The 20675-nt window shown below is 65.3% G+C and carries 17 protein-coding genes; 11 read left to right on the forward strand and 6 right to left on the reverse strand.

Features of this window, described 5'->3' with window-relative positions:
- Nucleotides 1-33: 33 nt before the first annotated feature.
- Nucleotides 34-1512 carry an FAD-binding oxidoreductase gene (locus AC0L21_RS28320; RefSeq protein WP_473264960.1) on the reverse strand — a complete coding sequence of 493 codons (1479 nt, stop codon included), beginning with the start codon at nucleotides 1510-1512 and terminating at the stop codon, nucleotides 34-36.
- A 224-nt stretch (nucleotides 1513-1736) separates the two neighbouring features.
- Between AC0L21_RS28320 and hisC the strand changes: the two genes are divergently transcribed.
- Nucleotides 1737-2789 (forward strand): histidinol-phosphate transaminase, encoded by a 1053-nt coding sequence (gene hisC, locus AC0L21_RS28325; RefSeq protein ID WP_473264961.1) that lies wholly within the window; start codon nucleotides 1737-1739, stop codon nucleotides 2787-2789.
- A gap of 175 nt (nucleotides 2790-2964) precedes the next feature.
- Nucleotides 2965-3663 (forward strand): ABC transporter permease, encoded by a 699-nt coding sequence (locus AC0L21_RS28330; RefSeq protein WP_473264962.1) that lies wholly within the window; start codon nucleotides 2965-2967, stop codon nucleotides 3661-3663.
- Here the strand turns inward: AC0L21_RS28330 and AC0L21_RS28335 are convergent.
- Nucleotides 3637-4446 carry an ABC transporter substrate-binding protein gene (locus tag AC0L21_RS28335; RefSeq protein WP_473264963.1) on the reverse strand — a complete coding sequence of 270 codons (810 nt, stop codon included), beginning with the start codon at nucleotides 4444-4446 and terminating at the stop codon, nucleotides 3637-3639. The genes AC0L21_RS28330 and AC0L21_RS28335 overlap by 27 nt on opposite strands.
- Before the next feature lie 172 nt (nucleotides 4447-4618).
- Between AC0L21_RS28335 and AC0L21_RS28340 the strand changes: the two genes are divergently transcribed.
- Nucleotides 4619-4891, forward strand: coding sequence for a hypothetical protein (locus tag AC0L21_RS28340; protein WP_473264964.1), 273 nt, complete (start codon nucleotides 4619-4621; stop codon nucleotides 4889-4891).
- A gap of 282 nt (nucleotides 4892-5173) precedes the next feature.
- Nucleotides 5174-6241 (forward strand): hypothetical protein, encoded by a 1068-nt coding sequence (locus tag AC0L21_RS28345; protein WP_473264965.1) that lies wholly within the window; start codon nucleotides 5174-5176, stop codon nucleotides 6239-6241.
- 17 nt (nucleotides 6242-6258) lie between these two features.
- On the opposite strand, the gene AC0L21_RS28350 is transcribed toward AC0L21_RS28345, so the two are convergent.
- Nucleotides 6259-7575: an alpha/beta hydrolase gene (locus tag AC0L21_RS28350; RefSeq protein WP_473264966.1), complete on the reverse strand. Its 1317-nt coding sequence runs from the start codon at nucleotides 7573-7575 to the stop codon at nucleotides 6259-6261.
- Between the two features lie 401 nt (nucleotides 7576-7976).
- Here AC0L21_RS28350 and AC0L21_RS28355 point away from each other — a divergent pair, with 401 nt between their 5' ends.
- Nucleotides 7977-9986, forward strand: a complete 2010-nt coding sequence (locus tag AC0L21_RS28355; protein ID WP_473264967.1) for a putative bifunctional diguanylate cyclase/phosphodiesterase — start codon at nucleotides 7977-7979, stop codon at nucleotides 9984-9986.
- Nucleotides 9987-9993: 7 nt separating this feature from the next.
- Here the strand turns inward: AC0L21_RS28355 and hutU are convergent, their stop codons facing one another.
- Genes hutU through hutI form a run of 3 tightly spaced genes read right to left on the reverse strand, consistent with a single transcriptional unit; the run spans nucleotide 9994 to nucleotide 14445 of the window.
- Entirely contained in the window at nucleotides 9994-11661 is a 1668-nt protein-coding gene (gene hutU / locus AC0L21_RS28360) for a urocanate hydratase (RefSeq protein ID WP_473264968.1), read from the reverse strand.
- A 13-nt stretch (nucleotides 11662-11674) separates the two neighbouring features.
- Nucleotides 11675-13234: a histidine ammonia-lyase gene (hutH, locus tag AC0L21_RS28365; protein ID WP_473264969.1), complete on the reverse strand. Its 1560-nt coding sequence runs from the start codon at nucleotides 13232-13234 to the stop codon at nucleotides 11675-11677.
- Nucleotides 13231-14445 (reverse strand): imidazolonepropionase, encoded by a 1215-nt coding sequence (gene hutI, locus AC0L21_RS28370; RefSeq protein WP_473264970.1) that lies wholly within the window; start codon nucleotides 14443-14445, stop codon nucleotides 13231-13233. The genes hutH and hutI overlap by 4 nt, the downstream gene beginning before the upstream one ends.
- 98 nt (nucleotides 14446-14543) lie before the next feature.
- Between hutI and AC0L21_RS28375 the strand changes: the two genes are divergently transcribed.
- The 6 genes from AC0L21_RS28375 (at nucleotide 14544) to AC0L21_RS28400 (ending at nucleotide 20532) form a co-directional block, all read left to right on the forward strand.
- Nucleotides 14544-15902, forward strand: coding sequence for a formimidoylglutamate deiminase (locus AC0L21_RS28375; protein WP_473264971.1), 1359 nt, complete (start codon nucleotides 14544-14546; stop codon nucleotides 15900-15902).
- Nucleotides 15899-16627 carry a histidine utilization repressor gene (hutC, locus tag AC0L21_RS28380; protein ID WP_473264972.1) on the forward strand — a complete coding sequence of 243 codons (729 nt, stop codon included), beginning with the start codon at nucleotides 15899-15901 and terminating at the stop codon, nucleotides 16625-16627. Before AC0L21_RS28375 ends, hutC begins: the two co-directional genes overlap by 4 nt.
- A 106-nt stretch (nucleotides 16628-16733) precedes the next feature.
- Complete coding sequence (locus AC0L21_RS28385; RefSeq protein ID WP_473264973.1) at nucleotides 16734-17678, forward strand: ABC transporter substrate-binding protein; 945 nt, start codon at nucleotides 16734-16736, stop codon at nucleotides 17676-17678.
- Nucleotides 17679-17751: 73 nt separating this feature from the next.
- Nucleotides 17752-18525 carry an ABC transporter permease gene (locus tag AC0L21_RS28390; RefSeq protein WP_007601313.1) on the forward strand — a complete coding sequence of 258 codons (774 nt, stop codon included), beginning with the start codon at nucleotides 17752-17754 and terminating at the stop codon, nucleotides 18523-18525.
- Entirely contained in the window at nucleotides 18522-19307 is a 786-nt protein-coding gene (locus AC0L21_RS28395; protein ID WP_473264974.1) for an ABC transporter ATP-binding protein, read from the forward strand. Before AC0L21_RS28390 ends, AC0L21_RS28395 begins: the two co-directional genes overlap by 4 nt.
- Nucleotides 19300-20532, forward strand: coding sequence for a hydantoinase/carbamoylase family amidase (locus AC0L21_RS28400; protein WP_473264975.1), 1233 nt, complete (start codon nucleotides 19300-19302; stop codon nucleotides 20530-20532). The genes AC0L21_RS28395 and AC0L21_RS28400 overlap by 8 nt, the downstream gene beginning before the upstream one ends.
- Nucleotides 20533-20675 lie beyond the last annotated feature (143 nt).

Below are 20675 nucleotides of genomic sequence, written 5' to 3' on the forward strand. Positions count from 1 at the left end.
GTTCGGAAGCACCGAGCTCGAGGCGGTAGCGGCTCAATCGAGACGAAGTACCTTGCCCGGATTCATGATGTTCTTGGGATCGAGCGCTCGCTTGATCGTGCGCATGATGTCGAGCTCGGTCCGGGAGCGATAGTGCTGGAGCTCGTCGAGCTTCTCGATGCCGATGCCATGTTCCGCCGAGATCGAGCCGCCCATGGAGGTGACGAGGTCGTTGACGGCCCGTGTGATTGCCGCGGAATACTGGGACAGCGTATCGAGGTCCATGCCCTTCGGACCCATGAAGGAGAAGTGCACATTGCCGTCTCCGATATGGCCGAGCGGATAGGGGCGGATCGTCGGCAGGATGGCGAGCACGGCATCAAGACCGCTGTCGATAAACTCGGGGATCCTGGAGACCGCGACGGACACGTCGTAGCTCAAGCCCGGCCCTTCTGTGCGCGATGCCTCGGCCACGCTCTCGCGAATTCGCCACATGTTGCGCGACTGCGCTTCGGTTTGCGCGATCACCGCATCCAGCACCCGGCCCGCCTCGAGGTGGTCGGCCAGGAACTGCTCCATCCTGTCCGACATGCCCGTGCCGCCGTCCTGCCGTGGCCGGGCCGACGACCATTCGAGAAGGAGATACCATTCGGTCTCAGCCTTGAGAGGATCCTGGGTGCCGGGAATGTGGCGCAGCACCATGTCGGTGCACGCACGGCTGATGAGCTCGCAGGAACCGACATTGTCATCGGAAGCGGCATGCGCCTCCGACAGAAGGTCGATGGCGGCCTTGGGATCGCGGATTGCAAGCCATGCCGTGCATACGTCTTTCGGCGCCGGCCAGAGTTTCAGCACCGCCTTGGTGATGATGCCGAGCGTCCCTTCGGCGCCCATGAACAGATGCTTGAGGTCATAGCCGGTGTTGTCCTTCTTGAGTGCGCGCAGGCCCTCCCAGACATCGCCATTAGCCAGCACGACCTCCAGACCCAACACCAGATTTCGCGCATTGCCATAACGCAGCACCTGCACGCCGCCGGCATTGGTGGACAGATTGCCTCCGATCATGCACGAGCCCTGAGCACCGAGGCTGAGCGGAAAGAGGCGGTCGTGGCGCGCGGCTGTGTCCTGAAGCGTCTCGAGGATGCAGCCTGCCTCCACGGTCATGGCGTAGCCGACGGGATCGACATCCAGCACCTGGTTCATGCGACCGAGCGACAGCACGATGCCGCGGTGCATGGGCCACGGCGTAGCGCCGCCCATCAGGCCGGTGTTGCCACCTTGCGGAACGATGGCAATGCCGTTGTCGTAGCAGAGCTTGACGACAGCGGAGACTTCCGCGGTGCTGGCCGGACGCACGACCGCCGCGGCCTGCCCCGCCAGCGTGCCGCGCCAGTCGGTCACGAAGGGCAGCTTGTCTGGTTCGTCGAGGATCAGGCCTTTGTCGCCGACGATGGCCCGCAAGCGGTCGAGAACGGCTGAGGCGACGGGTGCGGTCGGAATCGAGGGAGCGCTGGGAAGGGCTGCACCCGGCATGTGTTCCTCTCTTTTCGGCCGTTCGGCGCCTTGGGGCGCGCCAGCCTTCGTTCTTGTTTTCATTCTGGGCGGTGGTGCGATGACCCTAGCATAAGGGTCGCGCTTGCGGGAACGTCTCCGGCAGTAAACGTCGTGCGGATTTGCCTGGAATGCTGAATGCAGGCGCACTTCCGCCGAGGTCCCGCATACCGTACTGTGCCCCGATCAAGTTCGGATTGGAGATCATGAGCCGCTTCTGGAGTCCGGTCGTCCACACGCTTTCGCCGTACGTCCCCGGCGAGCAGCCCAAGCAGGACGGCATCGTCAAGCTCAATACCAACGAGAATCCCTACCCGCCCTCGCCGCGCGTGCTGGCGGCGATCGCATCGGCCGCGGAGCGGCTGCGCCTTTATCCCGATCCTCGCGCGACGCGCCTGCGCGAGGCGATCGCGGCCCATTGCGATGTGGCGCCCGAGCAAGTGTTCGTCGGCAACGGCTCCGACGAGGTTCTGGCCCACACCTTCCAGGCGCTTCTGAAGCACGAACCACCGCTTCTATTCCCCGACGTCACCTACAGCTTCTACCCCGTCTATTGCGGCCTCTATGGAATAACGCACGACGAGGTGCCGCTCGATGCTGCGATGAGGATCGATATCTCCGACTACAGGGGGCCATCGAGTGCCATCCTCCTCTGCAACCCGAACGCTCCTACCGGCATCGCGCTTCAGCGCGACGCAATCGCATCGCTGCTGGCCGAACAGCCGGACCGGCTGGTGGTGGTGGACGAGGCCTATGTCGATTTCGGCGCCGAGAGCGCCGTGCCGCTGGTTGCACGCCACGACAATCTGCTGGTCATCCAGACCTTCTCGAAGTCGCGCTCGCTCGCTGGCCTGCGGGTTGGTTTTGCCATCGGCCAACGACCACTGATCGAAGCGCTGGAACGGGTGAAGGACAGCTTCAACTCCTATCCGCTCGATTGCCTCGCGATCGCCGGCGCCGTCGCCGCGATCGAGGATGACGGCTGGTTCCGAGACACCCGTGCCCGCATCATCGCAAGCCGCGAAACCTTGGCCCGCGATCTCAGACAGCTCGGCTTCGAAGTGTTGCCGTCGCTCGCCAACTTCGTCTTCGCACGCCATCGAAGCCGGAGCGGAGCAGATCTCGCGGCAGCGCTTCGGCAGCGTGGCGTTGTGGTCCGTCATTTCGGAAAGCCGCGCATCGAGGACTTCCTCCGCATCACGGTCGGAACGGAGGCCGAGTGTGCCCGGCTTGTTGAAGTGCTGCGCGGCTTGATCTGAGCCCCGACGGTGCCATGCCGCACGGGGCTTTGATTCCGGTCAAATTCGGGTTACCAAACCGCTCCGCCGTCGCCTTGCACGACGATGCCCTCAGGGAAATATACGTGAATCACCTCCGCAGCCCCGGAATCGACGCACCCCAGCCATGGCGGCGGGCGCCGAAGCTCGGGCACGGATGAACGACTTCGCGCGATCCATCGGCGCCGCATTCGCGCTGATCGGCGAGGCCGACGCAGAGCTTCTGCGCATCGTCGGACTGTCGGTTCGCGTCAGCCTGACCGCCAGCATCCTGGCGCTTCTGATTGGGGCGCCGTTCGGAGCCCTGCTTGCGATCACCCGGTTCCGCGGACGGCAGGTCATCATCGTCCTCACCAATGCCTTGCTTGGTCTTCCGCCGGTGGTGGTCGGGCTCGCGCTTTATCTCCTGCTGTCGCGCTCCGGCCCGCTCGGGCCCGCCGGCCTGTTGTTCACGCCGGCGGCCATGGTGGTTGCGCAGACGCTGCTCGCGACACCGATCGTGGTCGCACTGGTGCACCGGCCGGCGAGCCTGCTGTGGGCGGAGTATGGCGACCTGGCGCGGATCGACGGGCTGTCAACGCTACGCAGCATCGGCTTGCTGTTCGCGCTGGGCCGGACCTCGCTGCTGACGGCCTTTCTCGCAGCCTTCGGGCGCGCGATCGCCGAGGTCGGCGCCATCCTCATCGTCGGCGGCAACATCCGCGGCTTCACGCGCACGATGACGACCGCGATCGCGCTGGAGACCAGCAAGGGCGACCTACCGCTGGCGCTCGGGCTCGGGCTGATCCTGCTCGCACTCAGCGTCGCAGTGTCGACCGTCGCCTTCCTGCTAGTGGGGCGCGTTGGGGAAAAATAGCTGCTCGCCCCCGACCTTGTAGCCGGCGATGGCCTCCTGCCCCCCAGGAGAGATCAGCCAGTCGATGAAGGCCTGCCCGTCCCGCGCCCTCACGTTTGCATGCTTGGCCGGATTGACCAGCATGACGCCGTACTGGTTGAACAGCCGCTTGTCGCCTTCGGTCAGGACGGCGAGCTCGCCGCGGTTCTTGAATGACAACCAGGTGCCGCGGTCCGACAGGAGATAGGCATTCGACGACGACGCCATGTTCAGTGCCGGGCCCATGCCCTGACCGATCTCGCGATACCAGCCGTCTTTGGCGGCACCGAGGTCGACGCCAGCTTCCTTCCAAAGCCGCAATTCGGCGGCGTGCGTGCCGGACTTGTCGCCGCGCGAGATGAACGGCGCCTTCGCGGCCGCGATCTTGCGCAGCGCCTCGGCCACGTCCTTGCCGCCGGCGATCTTCGCGGGATCGCTCTTCGGCCCGACAATGACGAAGTCGTTGTACATGACGTCGAAGCGCTTCACACCCTCGCCTTCGGACATGAACTGGTCTTCGGCAGGCCTGTCATGGACGAACACGACGTCTGCATCGCCGCGCCGTCCGATGTCGAGCGCCTGGCCCGTGCCGACGGCCACGACCTTCACGTCTATGCCCGCGGCCTTCGAGAACAGCGGCAGCAAATAGCCGAACAGCCCCGACTGTTCCGTCGACGTCGTCGAGGCCACAGTGATGGCGGGCTCCTGCGCGACTGCGATAGTGGACCAGAGCAGAACCGCTCCGAGAGTCAGTATCCTTTTCATGCCTCGTCCTTACACCAGATGCCCGATGTTCCAAACTCTACCGTCGATAGAGCCCTACAGGGAACGCGACAAGCGCCCCAAGGCGCTTGGTCATGATCCTCGCGACGTCTCCCCGTGAGGAACGTCCGCTCCGCGCGCAAGTTGTCCTCACGTCAACCCAGGAGGAAACCAGATGAAGAAGATCATTTTGGCATCCGCATGCATCATGGCGCTGGCGACCGGCAGCGCCTTTGCGCAGACACAACCCGCCCCAGGCGCATCCGGCCAGGGCGACGTTGGCCCCTCGTCGCGGGGCCCCGCGACCAAGGGCATGACGACCGGCGCATCGTCGAACATGCAGAACGAGGCCGCCGACAGCAAGGGCAAGCAGACTCCGTCGGCGGGCGGCAGCAACACCAATAACATGGGCAGCCAGGCCGGCGGCGGCGCTGGCTCCGGAAAGTAGGCCGGCATCGGTCGGAAATTCTGAGGGGGCGATCGCCCCCCTCTCCCCAGACGCCTTCGTGCGGCTCAAGTATGTCGTCACCGATGTTATGCGTGAAGGGTTTGCTGTCGAACGAAGAGTATTGGCGGGCGGCACCTTGACTACAGTCACGCGGCAAAACTGAAAGCGTGGATGTTCTGCAATTGGTCCCATCTACATTGACATCAGTGTGACAGCCGGGGATTTTTACATTGCTGGCGAATCAGCGATGCCTTAAGCCGAGTACCTCTTGGACAACTCCCAGTGCTTTCGAGACTGATATCGTTGCTGCGCCGCATCCCCGCGGTGAAATGGGCGTTCAAGCGGCTTCGGCCCGCGCCGCACGGCGGCAGCATCGACGTCGCGCCTGATACCGCAGACGCCTCGCTCGCCCTTGTTGCTGACATCGCAGAAGCCGCGGAGGTTCTCGACACCAGCATCGGCGCGGATCCGACGCACTGCGACCCCGCGGTCGCAGCTTCAGCCCCCGAAGACGACAGCGCCAGCCCTGTCATCGCGGAGAGCACGTCGGAAGCGCCAGCCGATGTCAGCGGCAGCGGCGAATCATCCCCGGAGACGGCGGCGGAAGTCGAGCCGGTCGCCGTAGGAGCTTCGGTCGCGACCATCGACATCCTGCGCGAAGCGATCGACATCCCCGAACTCATCATCAACAGAGATCCAACTTCCGAACTCGCGGCCGACGTTGAGCCCGTTGTCGCGGAGAAGGCCTCGTCTGTCGATGTCGAGGTCGTCCCGGTTGACGCGATCGCGCCCGTCGTCGACGTGGATACTTTCTCGACTCTCGACGACACGTGCGTCGCGTTCGCGGATCGCGACATCTCGCTGGAGCATGTCCCCGAGGAGAGCATCGACAGCGATCCCTCCGGCGGCGAACTGGAAGATTCCACCGAGACGCCCGGCGTCGTCACAACTATCGAGCCAGCTCCGGCCCTTGTGTCTCCCGCTCCGGAGATCCCGAGTGCACCGAAAGCTCGCGTGAGAGCCGTAGAACCCGCCGACCGGGCCACGCTGATCCGGCAGCGTTGGGCGGAGACCGGGATCAGGATGTGGAATCCGCGGCTTCACGGCGCCGGCGATGCCACGCTGAACATCCAGGGGAGCGTCGGGCTGCTGCCGCCCGCGCCCGGCGAGACGATGCCGCGCTACGACAAGCTGGAATTCAGGATGCTCGGCGGACAGATCGTTTGCGAAGGCGTGATTGTCGAAGCACCCGCGCATGCAAGCCAGCGCAGTTTTACGCGGCTCGCCGAGCCGGGGAAACCCGACCGTGTCCGCGAGCCAATGCGCGAACGCCAGGCCGCCCTCGCCTGACCCTTTATTCCCTGCGCTCAAGGGATAGGATAGCCCTTCCAGACCCACTCTAGCGCCGACGGCAGCGTCTGCGCGATCGTGGGACGGTCGACGTGCTTGGCGTTGCGCACGAACAGGAACTGATAGTGGTAGCCCTTCTCCGCCAGCACCTTGGCCATCAGCGCGTTGGAGACGGTCCAGTCGTGCATGCCGTCGGGAATGGTGGGGTTCGGATAGAACAGGTCCTGGTCGCCGCCGAAGAACCAGAAGCGGATCGGCTTGGCCGGCGCAGCGACGATCAGCGGCACGCCGGGCGGCTCGGCCGGCGTGAGCACGCCCGCCTTGGAGATGAGATTGGGTGTGGCCGGCCCCGTCCATGCGCTGTGATATTCCCAGGCGCCACCGCGCAGCGACGGGTCATGCGGCCATTGCTGGTTGACCATGGTCGGCGAGAACGCCAGCACGCGGTGATAGAGATCGGGATAGAACCACGCCATGGTGAAGGCTGCCACGCCGCTCGAACTCAGCCCCACGGTCGCACGCCCATCGGGATTTTTTGTCAGCCTGACCTCGGCGTTCTTTTCGACCAGCGGCAGCACTTCACGCTCGACGAATTGCGCGTAGGCGCCTGACACCGCGTCATATTCGCGGCCGCGCTGACTGCCCTGCGCGTCCTGCCCGCCATTGCCGATCTGGATCGCGATCATCGGCGGCACGCGGCGCTGCGCGATCAGATTGTCGAGCGTGACGGTGAGATCCTTGTAGGCGTTGGAGCCGCCGTCGCCGACCACGATGAACGGCGCCTCGGTGCCGCGCACATATTGCGCCGGCACGTAGACGTCGATGGTGCGCGACCAGATCCCTGGACGGCTGGTGGTGACGATCATGTGCGACTTGTCGTTCGGCGCCGTGATGGTCGTCATGATCGAGGAATTGGTGCAACCGGCAAGATCGTCGCGGATCAGGCCCGGATTGTAGATGGTGCTCTCCTTCGACGACAACGTGAAGGACTTTGTCGTCCCACGCGGCACGCCCTCCTTCGCGATCGTCTCCGGCGCAGGATTGTGGGTGGGACCGATGATGAAATTGCCCTCGGCGCCCGGTGGCGGCAGCGTTGCGTCAGGAAGCTCGGTGGCGCGCGGGTAATTGGGATTGGAGGGATCGCGCGTCGGAGGCGCCGTCTTGAAGTCGAGACCCGTCGTATCGATGAAGAACGGGCCCGCCTTGTCGGCGGTGTTGGCCCCAGGCGGCACAGCCATATTCTGGGTGACGCAGGCCGGCTGCGAGAAGGCAATCGAAGTGAAGGAGACGAGGGAAATCAGCGTCCCCGTAAGGACGGAGAATGATTTGGTCATTTCAGCTCCCGATGCCGACGAGTCTTTCTGGCTCGCCTTGGGGCAAAGTATGGCGAGCCGACTGCGCGCGGTCAAACCTCAGCCGGCCGCGTTGCAGCGATGGCCGCCATGGTCAAAACGGACAGGCACGGTTATTCCGCGCATTGCCACGAAATCGTCGGTGCGACAATACGTTGCGCTGGCGCACATGGTTAGCGGAGCGTAGCCGCTACTTATGCAGGCTCTTTCAGCCAATCCCCGCACTTCCGCCGCGGGATATCGTTAACGCAGCCTCACCGGTGCGCGTATCGAGAAGATCAGCGGCGCGTCGAACTCTCGCGAAAGACTCCAATCTAACGCGCCCTTTACCCTCGCCGTGCAAGATCGGCCGCGTTTTGAAGGAATCCAGGGCTGAAATTGCAATGCCTGTCACCAATTTGAAGTCTCATCTAGCTGCCGTTGTGGAGCTGTTTCGGGTGCCGGCCGACAATCCGGAACTGATGCGCGCGCAATTCGACGCGTTCTCAAAACAAATCCCGCTGCTCTATTTCATCCTGATCACAAACACGATCGCGGTGGCTTATACCTATGTGCCGCTGGCACCGCCCTCGCTCAGTATGATCGTGCCCGCCCTGTTGATCGCGATCACAGGCTTTCGCACATTCTGGTGGCTGCGCCAGCGCCGTGTCGTGCGCACCGATGCCGACATCCTGCGCAATCTGCGCTTTACCAACTGGATCGCGGCGCCGATCGGCGCAGGCTTCACAGCATGGTCCTTCGCACTCTACCCTTACGGCGATGCTTTCGCCAAGAGTCAGGTGGCCTTCTACATGGCGGTGACCGTGATCGGCTGCATTTTCTCGCTGATGCATCTGCGCTCGGCGGCACTGATCGTGACGCTGGTCGTCGACGTGCCCTATGTGCTGTTCTTCTGGGCCACCGGCGAGCCGACGCTGAAGGCGATCGCCGTCAACAATCTGCTCGTGTCGGGGGCGATGGTGACGGTGCTGTTCATCTACTATCGGGACTTCGCCGATCTCGTCGCGAGCCGCAAATCGCTGCTGGCGCAGCAGGCCGCCACCCAGGCCCTTTCGGACGAGAACTTCCGCCTCGCCAACCTCGATTCCCTGACGGAGTTGCCGAACCGCCGCCGCTTCTTCGCCGAGTTGTCGAGCGCGTTCACCGATGCCGAGCGCAGGAACGTTCGAGTCGCGGTCGGGATCATCGACCTCGATGGCTTCAAGCCGATCAATGACAATTACGGCCACTCCGTCGGCGACCGCGTTCTGATCGAGGCGGGCCGGCGCATCCGCGAGGTCTGCGAGGGCTTCGGTCCGCAGCGGGTGGAATTCGCCAGGCTCGGCGGCGACGAGTTTGGTCTCGTCGTGTGCGGCGACCCTGACGATACGGATCTGATGCGGCTCGGCGAACGCGTTGGTGACCAGGTCAAGCTGCCCTACCAGCTCGACACCGCCCATACCGGGCTGTCCTGCTCGATCGGCTTCGCGCTATTCCCGCAATCGGCAACGACGGCGGAAGCGCTCTATGAATGCGCCGACTATTCGCTCTATCACGCCAAGCGCCATCTGCGCGGCCGCACCGTGATCTTCTCGAGCGAGCTCGAGGCCGAGATCCGCAGCCGCGGCGTCATCGAGAATTTGCTGCGCACCGCCGATTTCAGCACCGAGATGGACCTGGTGTTCCAGCCGATCGTAGACGCCATGAGCGAGCACACCGCCGGCTTCGAGGTCCTGGCGCGCTGGCACAGCGCCCGCCTTGGCCTGGTTTCGCCGGCCGACTTCATTCCGGCCGCCGAGCGCATCGGCCTGATCCGGCCGCTGACGCAGGCGCTGCTGGTACGTGCGCTCGCGACGGCCAGGACCTGGCCCGACCACATCCGCCTGTCGTTCAACCTGTCCGCCCACGACGTCTGCTCGCCCGAGGGCATCCTGCCGCTGATCACCATCGTGGAGACGAGCGGGCTGCCGCCGCGCCGGATCGACTTCGAGATCACCGAGACCGCCGTCACCTTCGATTTCGTACGCGCGCAACAGTCGATCGCGGCATTGAAGGCGATGGGTTGCGGCATTTCGCTGGACGATTTCGGCACCGGCTACTCCTCGCTGAGCCACGTGCACTGGCTGCCGCTCGACAAAATCAAGATCGACCGCAGCTTCATCGCCGACGTCAACGACAATCCAGTGAGCCACAAGATCATCAAGTCTCTCACGGGCCTCTGTGACGACATGGAGATCGCCTGCGTCGCCGAGGGCGTCGAGACCCGCGCTCAGCTCGACACCTTGCGCCGGCTGGGATGCGACTTCATCCAGGGCTACTACTTCGCAAAGCCCATGCACGGCGACGCTATCGACGAGTATCTCGCAAAGGAACGCCAACGCCTCAGCGGCGCCGGAGCCAGGGTCGTGGCCTGAGTCGCGCCTAGCGCAGGCTCGGCAGATCGAGCCCTTTGTCGCGGGCGCAGTCGATCGCGGTGTCGTAGCCCGCGTCGGCGTGGCGCATGACGCCGCTGGCAGGATCGTTCCAGAGCACGCGCGCGATCCGCTTCGCCGCTTCCGGCGTGCCGTCGGCGACGATCACCATGCCGGCATGCTGGGAATAGCCGATGCCGACGCCGCCGCCGTGATGCAGCGACACCCAGGTCGCGCCGCTGGCGCAATTGAGCAGCGCGTTGAGCAAGGGCCAGTCGGACACAGCGTCCGAACCGTCCTTCATCGCTTCGGTTTCGCGGTTGGGGCTCGCCACCGAGCCGCTGTCGAGATGGTCGCGGCCGATCACGATGGGTGCCTTCAATTCGCCACGCGCCACCATCTCGTTGAAGGCAAGGCCCAGGCGATCGCGATCGCCGAGCCCGACCCAGCAGATCCGCGCCGGCAGGCCCTGGAACTTGATGCGCTCTTTGGCCATGTCGAGCCAATTGTGCAGGTGCTTGTCGTCAGGCATCAGCTCCTTGACCTTGGCATCGGTCTTGAAGATGTCCTCGGGATCGCCCGACAGCGCAGCCCAGCGGAAAGGCCCGACGCCGCGGCAGAACAAGGGACGGATATAGGCGGGGACGAAGCCGGGGAAATCGAAGGCATTCTTCAGGCCCATGTCCTGCGCCATCTGGCGGATGTTGTTGCCGTAGTCGAGCGTCGGAATGCCTTGCGCATGGAAATCCAGCATGGCCTGGACGTGCTCGACCATCGAGATCTTCGAGGCGCGCTCCACGGCCTTGGGGTCGGCGGCGCGCTTGGTCTCCCACTCCGCAAGCGTCCAGCCCTTCGGCAAATAGCCGTTGATCGGATCGTGCGCGCTGGTCTGATCGGTGACGATGTCGGGCCTGACACGACGGCGGACCAGCTCGGGAAATATCTCGGCGGCATTGCCGAGCAGGCCGACCGAGACCGCCTTCTTCGTCTTCGCCGCCTCCGCCATGATCGCAAGCGCCTCGTCGAGCGTTGCGGCCTGGCGATCGAGATACCCGGTGCGCAGACGCATCTCGATGCGGCTCGGCTGGCATTCGACCGCCAGCATCGAAGCCCCGGCCATGGTCGCTGCCAGCGGCTGCGCGCCGCCCATGCCGCCGAGACCGGCCGTCAGAATCCATTTGCCGGCGAGGCTGCCGCCGTAATGGCGACGCCCGACCTCGACAAACGTCTCGTAGGTGCCCTGCACGATGCCCTGGCTGCCGATATAGATCCAGGAACCCGCCGTCATCTGGCCGTACATCATCAGGCCCTTGCGATCGAGCTCGTTGAAATGATCGAGCGTCGCCCAGTGCGGCACGATGTTGGAGTTGGCGATCAGCACGCGCGGCGCGTCGGCATGGGTGCGGAACACGCCGACCGGCTTGCCGGACTGGACCAGCAGCGTCTGGTCGTCCTCGAGCTCGCGCAGCGAAGCAACGATCCGGTCGAAGCTCTCCCAGTCGCGCGCGGCGCGGCCGATGCCACCATAGACGACCAGCTCGCTCGGACGTTCTGCAACGTCGGGATCGAGATTGTTCATGAGCATGCGCAAGGGAGCTTCCGTCAACCAGCTCTTGGCGCTGATTTCGCTGCCACGGGGCGCGCGGATGGTGCGTTCATTGTCCAGTCGGCGGTTCATGCGGAGCACCTCGTCAGGCAAGCGTCGGAAACGGGTCGGTTGAAAGTACGGCGAGCACCGCAGCCGGCAGCGCGTCGGCCTCGACCAGCGCAGCAGCCTTGGCGAGATCGCCGGCCATGTAGCGGTCGGCGCCGAGCTGCGGCACCTGCTCGCGCAGTGCGGCGATGACGGCGGCGAGCGGCGCGCTGGTCGCATGCGGCGCGCGCAGTGTGATGCCTTGGGCGGCCACCAAGAACTCGATGCCCAGGATTGTGGCGAGATTGTCCGCCATGTCGGACAGGCGCCGTGCAGCATGCGCGGCCATCGAGACATGGTCTTCCTGGTTGGCACTGGTCGGCGTTGAATCGATCGAACAGGCGGCCGCGCGCTGCTTGTTCTCGGCATAGAGCGCCGCCGCCGTCACCTCGGCGATCATGAAGCCGGAATTGATACCGGGATCGGGAGTGAGGAACGGCGGCAGGCCGAAATTGAGCGCGGGATCGACCAGCGTCGCGATGCGCCGCTCGCTGATCGCACCGATTTCCGAGAGCGCGAGCGCGATGGTATCCGCGGCAAAGGCCACCGGTTCGGCATGGAAATTGCCGCCGGAGACGATCTCGCCGGTCTCGACCAGCACGAGCGGATTGTCGGTGACGGCATTGGCCTCGACGACAAGCGTCCGCGCCGCCTGCACGATCAGGTCGAGCGCCGCGCCCGCAACCTGCGGCTGGCAGCGCAGGCAATAGGGATCCTGCACGCGCTCGTCGCCTTCGAGATGCGATAGGCGGATGTCGCTGCCGTCGAGCAGCGCCATCAGGGTTGCCGCCGCCGCGGCCTGTCCGGAATGGCCGCGCAGCGCCTGGATCTCGGGGCGGAACGGCGCCGTCGAGGCCATCGCCGCATCGACCGACAGCGCGCCGGTGACGAGCGCGGCGCGGGCCAGGCGAAATGCGCGCAGCACGCCGGAGATGGCGTAAGCGGTGGAGAATTGCGTGCCGTTGATCAGCGCGAGCCCTTCCTTGGGACCGAGCGTCAGTGGAGTCAGGCCGGCCGCGGCGAGCGCGTCGCTGCCCGACACGGTCTTGCCGTCGACGATCGCCTGCCCTTCGCCGATCATCACAGCGGTCATATGCGCGAGCGGCGCGAGATCGCCGGAAGCGCCGACCGAACCTTGCTGCGGCACCAGCGGTGAGACGCGCCGCGCCAGCATGGCCTGCAGCTGCTCGATCACCTCGCGGCGCACGCCGGAGGCGCCGCGCCCGAGCGAGATGATTTTCAGCGCCATCATCAGACGGACGATCGGTTCGGGCGTCGCCGTGCCAACGCCGCAGCAATGCGAGACGATGAGATTGCGCTGGAGCAGCGCGGTCTGATCAGGCGGGATGCGCTTCGACGCCAGCTTCCCGAAGCCGGTGTTGATGCCGTAGACGGGAGCATCCGCTCGCGCGGCCCTTGCCACGATCTCCGCGGCCGCGTCGACGCGCGGCCAGAACGCGGGATCGAGTAGCACGGATTGCCCTTGGAGCACGCGCGCGAGATCATCGAGGCTGACCGTTCCCGGCTTGACGACGATCGGCGCGCGCGGCTCCGTCACTGTCCCCTCCACACCCGGCGGTGCAGCGGATTGAAGCCGATGCGGTAGACCAGCTCGGCAGGACGCTCGATGCCCCAGATCGCAAGGTCGCACCATTTGCCGGCCTCGAGCGTGCCGGTATCATGGAGCACGCCGAGCGCTCGCGCGCCTTCGCGAGTGACACCGGCAAGGCACTCGGTCACGTTCATCCGGAACAGCGTCGCGCCCATGTTCATGGCGAGCAGGAGCGATGTCAGCGGCGAGCTGCCCGGATTGCAGTCGGTCGCCAGCGCCATGGCAACGCCGTGCTTGCGGAATGCCTCGACCGGCGGTTTTTGCGTCTCGCGGATGAAGTAGAAGGCGCCGGGCAGCAGCACGGCCACCGTTTGAGCTTTTGCCATTGCCGCTGCACCGGCTTCATCGGTGTGCTCGAGGTGATCGGCCGATAGCGCCGAGAATTTTGCGGCGAGCGCAGCACCGCCGAGGTTCGAGAGCTGGTCGGCATGCAGCTTGACCGGCAGTCCAAGCCGGCTCGCCGTCTCGAACACCCGAGCCGTCTGCTCCCCGGAGAATGCGATACCCTCCATGAAGGCATCGACGGCATCAGCCAGGCCCGCCTGCGCGACCGCCGGCAACATCTCCCTGCAGACGAGATCGATGTAGCGATCCTTGTTGCCGTCGGCCTCCGGCGGCAGGGCATGCGCACCAAGAAACGAGGTTCGAATCGCGACCGACCGCTGACGACCCAGGCTTCGCGCGGCGGCCAGCTGCCGCATCTCGGTCTCGGTGTCCAAGCCGTAGCCGGACTTGATCTCGACCGTGGTGGCACCCTCGCCAATCAGCGCATCGAGCCGCGGCAGCGCGTGTGCTACGAGCTCGGCCTCGCTTGCCTTGCGTGTCGCGGCCACCGTCGAGAGGATGCCGCCGCCGGCGCGCGCGATCTCCTCGTAGCTCGCGCCCTTCAGGCGCAGCTCGAATTCATGGGCGCGGTTGCCGCCATAGACCAGATGGGTGTGACAATCGACGAGACCAGGCGTGATCCAACACCCCTCGCAATCGATCCGGTCGGCTGCATCGGCGCTCGCCGGAAAATCGGCCTGCGAACCCGCATAGACGATACGGCCGCCGCGCGCAGCGATCACGCCGTGCTCGATCTCGCCGAGATCGGGACGGTCGGCCCGCATCGTGGCGAGCCGGCCGTTATGCCAGATCCGGTCGAAGCGCTCTGCCATGCAACTGTCCCTTCGCGGATGCCCCTGCGCCCTGGGATGCTTGACTTATATGTCTAGACATATAATCGTGTCGCGGTTCTGTCCAGCCGGCTGGAAACATGACACGACTGCATTTCGCCTCCGCGCTCCTGCCCTCGGGCTGGGCCAATGACGTGCAGGTGGTGATCGCCGCCGGCGCGATCGCCGAGGTGACGCCGGGCGTGACCCCGGCCTTCGGCGACGAACGCCACCAGATCGCGCTGCCGGGATTGGCGAGCCTGCACAGCCATGCGTTCCAGCGCGGCATGGCGGGGCTTGCAGAACTACGCGGCGATAGCGCCGACACCTTCTGGACCTGGCGCGAGACGATGTACCGCTTCGCGCTGGCGATGACGCCTGACGACGTCGCAGCGGTCGCGACCTTGCTTTATGTCGAGATGCTGGAGCAGGGTTTTACCCGCGTCGGCGAATTCCATTATCTGCATCATGATCGCGACGGCTCGCCCTACGCCGACATCGGCGAAATGGCCGCACGCATCGCGCAGGCGGCAGAGGCCTCGGGTATCGCGCTGACGCTGCTGCCGAGTTTTTATGCGCATGGCGGCTTCGGCGGCGCGGCGCCGCACGCCGGCCAGCGCCGCTTCATATGTACGGTTGATCAATTTTCCGCGCTGATGGCGGCCTCGCGCAAGGCGATTGCACGATTGCCGGACGCGAATATTGGCATCGCGCCGCACAGTTTGCGCGCGGTGGCGCCGGACGAGCTTGCAGCGATCATTCCGCTCGCGGACGGGGGACCGGTGCACATTCATGCCGCCGAGCAGGTGAAGGAAGTGGAGGATTGCCTGGCGTGGTCCGGACGACGTCCAGTGCAATGGTTGCTGGAGCACGCGCCCGTCGACCGACGCTGGTGCCTCATCCACGCGACCCACACGACGGATGAAGAAGTCACTGCCTTCGCCAGGATCGGCGCGGTCGCCGGACTCTGCCCCATCACCGAGGCAAGCCTTGGCGATGGCATTTTCCCGGCCCGCGAATTCGTCGGTGCCGGCGGCGCCTTTGGCATCGGCACGGATTCCAATGTGCTCGTTGGCGTCGCCGACGAGCTGCGCCAGCTCGAATATGGCCAACGGCTCAAGCACCGCGAGCGGAACGTGCTCTCCGCTGGCCCAGGCCGGTCGACGGGGCGCGCCCTGTTCGATCATGCGCTTGCAGGCGGTGCCCGGGCCTTGGCACAGACGTCAGTCAGTCTCACGCCCGGTGCGCGCGCCGACATCGTCACGCTCGACATCACGCATCCCTCGCTGGCGGGGCGCGCGCACGACTCCGTCATCGACGGCTGGATCTTTGCTGCGGGCAGCGGTGCGATCGATTGCGTCTGGGTCGGCGGCGACAAGGTGGTCGAAGGCGGCCAGCACAGACTGCGCCAGGCCGCGCGCGAACGCTTCAACGCATCAGTGCGGAGGCTCGTTGCATGAGTCTCGCCACTGATACGACCGACCAGCCGACGCTGTACAAGCGAATCCGCGCCGATATCGAGAACCGCATTCTGACCGGCGAGTGGCCGCCCGGGCATCGCATCCCATTCGAGCACGAGCTGGTTGCGCGTTACGGCTGCTCGCGCATGACCGTGAACAAGGCCCTGTCGGAGCTCGCGCAAGCCGACCTGATCGAGCGGCGGCGACGTGCCGGCTCCTTCGTCCGCCGGCCGCAACACCAGTCGGCCGTGCTCAAGATCGCCGATATGCGCGCCGAGATCACCGGGCTCGGGCGCGCTTACGGCTACGAGCTGATCGGCCGCAAGCTCCGCACCGCAACCGCTGCCGACCGCGACCGCCTCGGCGTCAAGAAGGCCGGCAAGGTGATCGCGATCACCTGCCGCCACAGCGCCGACAACGTGCCTTTCGCAGTCGAGGACAGGTTGATCGATCTCGCGTCGGTGCCGGATGCGGCGACCGCGGATTTTTCGCGTGAGCCGCCCGGCTCGTGGCTGCTTCACCATGTTCCATGGACAGAGGCCGAGCATACGATCAGCGCTATCGTCGCGGACGATCGCACGGCGGAAGCGCTCGACATCGCCGTCGGCGCACCCTGCCTCGTGATCGACCGCTATACCTGGCGCAGCACGCGCACGATCACCGCGGTGCGGCTGCTCTATCCCGGTGACTCTCACCGCCTTGTCGCCCGATTCAAGGGAGGCTGAGAGGACGATGTCGGCACAAATCGTGCAACGCTTCGGGCAACGGTCCATGAGGACCGACCAAGATCAACAGGACGTCAATCCATCGATCGGCAAGAGGACGACTATCATGCATAGTTCGAAAGTATTTGCGGCAGTCATTGCGCTTACGGTCTCCACCCCCGTGCTCGCCGACGACGTCAAGGTCGGCGTCGGCATCTCCGGATGGACCGGCTTTGCGCCGCTGACGCTGGCGAAGGAAGCCGGCATCTTCAAGAAGAACGGCCTCGACGTCACCATCAAGAAGATTCCGCAGAAGGATCGCCATCTGGCAATCGCGTCCGGCGACGTCCAGTGCGCGGCAACGACCGTGGAGACCTGGATCTCCTGGAACGCCAACGGCGTTGCGACCAAGCAGATCTTCCAGCTCGACAAGAGCTACGGCGCCGACGGCATGGCCGTGCGCAACGATCTCGCCGCGATCAAGGATCTGAAGGGCAAGACGGTTGCGGCTTCCGCGCCCGGCACCTCGCCCTATTTCGCGCTGGCCTGGATGCTCAAGAAGAACGGCCTGTCGGTGAAGGACGTCACCGTCGTGAACCTCGAGCCGGCCGCGGCGGCGCAGGCCTTCGTCTCCGGCCAGAACGATGCCGCGATGACTTACGAGCCGTATCTGTCGACGGTTCGTGCCGCACCCGACAAGGGCAAGATCATCGCCACCACGCTCGACTATCCGATGGTCATGGACACGTTCGGCTGCACGCCGAAATTCCTCACCGAGAACCCGAAAGCCGCCAAGGCGCTCGCCGACAGCTATTTCGAGGCCCTCGACATGATCGCCAAGGACCAGGCCAAGGCCTACGAGATCATGGGCGCCGACGTGAAGCAGACCGGCGAGGCGTTCGGCAACTCGGCGAAGTATCTGCGCTGGCAGGACAAGGCGGCGAACCAGAAGTTCTTCGCCGGCGATTTCCTGACCTTCAACAAGGAGGCTGCCGACCTCCTGCTGGAGATCGGTATCATCAAGGCCGCGCCGAAGGTCGAGGATCTCTTCGACGCCAGCTACATCAAGTAAATCTCGCAGGAGCCGCTGGCCCCGTCTCGCGGCGGGGCCGGCAAACTTGTTCACCGCCCGGATAGACAGTTTGATGCGTCCCCTCGATCCCGTGACGTCAAGGCAGCGCGTGGCTTACGGCCTTGCGTTCTTCGTGGTGTTCGTTGCCCTCTGGTCCTGGGCGACCTTCGGCGGCCACGTGTCGAAGGTGTTCCTCGCCAACCCGCTGACCATGGTGCAGGAAGGCGTCGATCTGATCATCAAACAGGGCTTCCTGTTCGACATCGGCATGACGATCTGGCGCGTCGTCGGCGGATTCGTGCTGGCCGCCATCATCGCGGTGCCGTTCGGCGTGCTGATGGGCGCGTACAAGCCGGTCGAGGCGTTCCTCGAACCGTTTGTCTCCTTCGCGCGCTATCTGCCGGCGTCCGCCTTCATTCCCCTCCTGATCCTGTGGGCTGGCATCGGCGAACTGCAGAAGCTGCTCGTCATCTTCATCGGCTCGGTGTTCCAGATCATCCTGATGATCGCGGTCACCGTCGGCACCACGCGGCGCGACCTGGTCGAGGCGGCCTATACGCTGGGGGCCAGCGACCGCGGCATCATCCGCCGCGTGCTGTTGCCCTCTTCCGCGCCTGAGATCGCCGAGATCCTGCGGCTGGTGCTGGGCTGGGCCTGGACCTATGTCATCGTTGCCGAGCTGATCGGCTCCTCCTCCGGCATCGGGCACATGATCACCGACAGCCAGGCGCTGCTCAACACCGGCCAGATCATCTTCGGCATCATCGTGATCGGGCTGATCGGCCTGGTCTCGGACTTCCTGTTCAAGGCGTTCAACGCGTGGCTGTTTCCCTGGAGGCTCGCATGACGATCCTCAAGATCGAACAGGTCTCGCGGACCTTCCCCGCGCGTCACGGCAACGCCCCGACGAGGGCGCTGGAGCCGACCGATCTCGTGATCGGCAACAACGACTTCGTCACCATCCTCGGCCCTTCCGGCTGCGGCAAGTCCACGCTGCTTCGCATCGTCGCCGGCCTCGATCGACCGACCGGCGGACGCGTGGTGCTCGATGGACGCGAGGTGACCGGCCCGGGCGCCGATCGCGGCATGGTATTCCAGTCCTACACGTTGTTTCCCTGGCTGACGGTGCGCGAGAACATCGCCTTCGGCCTGCGCGAGCGTGGCGTGTCCGAGGCGGAGCGAAACAAGATCGCTGACGCCTTCATTCGCCAGGTCGGTCTGTCCGGCTTCGAGAACCATTGGCCAAAACAACTCTCCGGCGGCATGCAGCAGCGCACCGCGATCGCGCGCGCGCTCGCCAATGATCCCAAGATCCTGCTGCTCGACGAGCCCTTCGGCGCGCTCGACAACCAGACACGCGCCTTGATGCAGGAAATGCTGCTCGGGATCTGGGAGCGCGACCAGAAGACCGTATTGTTCGTGACCCACGACATCGAGGAAGCGATCTTCCTCGGCAGCCGCGTCATCGTCATGAGCGCGCGTCCCGGCCGCATCAAGGCCGAGATCAACGTAGACCTGCCGCATCCGCGCTCCTACAGGATCAAGACCACGCCCGAATTCGTCCTGTTGAAGGAACGGCTGGTCGAGGAGATCCGCACCGAGGCGTTGAAGGTTGCCGAGCATGCCTGACACCTTTTCACGCGCCAACGGGATGCGCGTTCTCGCCGATCTCAATGCGCTCCGTGCCATCGGCGCGTACAAGACCGGCGTGCACAAACCGACCTTCTCCGAGCCGCACAAGCTTTCGCTGGATTGGCTGATGCAGAAGCTGCCCGACGCGGGCCTCACCGCCGCGATCGACGGCATCGGCAATGTCTTCGGCACCAGCGCAAAGTCGGGACCCAAGCTGCTGGCGGGATCGCACCTCGAGAGCCAGAACTACGCCGGCTGGCTCGACGGCCCGCTCGGTGTCGTCTACGCGCTCGAAGCGGCCCGCGTGCTCAATGGCGATCCCTTGCTCGAAGGCGCGGTCGAACTTGCCGCCTGGTGCGACGAGGAAGGACACTTTGGGCACTTCCTCGGGTCGCGCTCCTATGTCGGGCAAGTGACAGAGGCCGACATTGATGCCGCACGCGACCGCACCAGCGGCCGCACCATGCGAGACGCACTCGCCGAGATGGGGCTCGCAGGACGACCGCGCACCACCGCCGAGCCGGGGCGGTACGTCGGATATCTGGAAGCCCATATCGAGCAGGGCGACACGCTTGAAAGCGGTCGCCTTGCGATCGGCGTCGTCACCTCCATCGTCGGCATCTGGCAATACCAGATCAATTTCGTCGGTGAGCAGAATCACGCCGGCACCACCCGCATGGCTGCACGGAAGGATGCCGGGCTAGCGCTTGCAAAGTTCTGTGTCGCGATCGACGCGCGTTTTCCCGAGAGCTGCGGCCCGCGCACGGTCTGGACCACCGGCCGCATCACGCTCGATCCGGGCGCGCCGAGCATCATTCCAGGTGGTGCCGAAATGCTGTTCCAGATCCGCGACGACGATCCTTCCGTCATCGCGCGGCTGGAGCAACTGCTGCGGAGCATGGCGGACGAGGCCAGCGCGAAGGGTCCCTGCACCGTCGCCGTGGAGAAGATTCGCACTGGCGCGCCCGCGATGATGAATTCGGGCTTTCAGGATGCGATCGAAGCCGCGGCCAAGGCCGTTGCCGGCGGACGGTCCGTCCGCATGCCCAGCGGCGCCGGCCACGATGCGCAGATGCTTGCCTCCATCATGCCCGCGGGTATGCTGTTCGTGCCGTCGATCGGCGGCATCAGCCATCACTGGACCGAGAACACCGCCGATGCCGACATCGTCACCGGCGCCCAGGTGTTCGTCGACGCTTGCCGGAGGATACTCGGCGGCTAGGCTCGTGTCCCCGGGGCGGGGGGGGGGGGGGGGGGGGGGGGGGGGGGGGGGGGGGGGGGGGGGGGCGCCGGGGGGGGGGGGGGGGGGGGGGGGGGGGGGGGGGGGGGGGGGGGGGGGGGGGGGGGGGGGGGGGGGGGGGGGGG

The sequence above is a fragment of the Bradyrhizobium sp. WSM4873 genome, assembly GCF_055811355.1.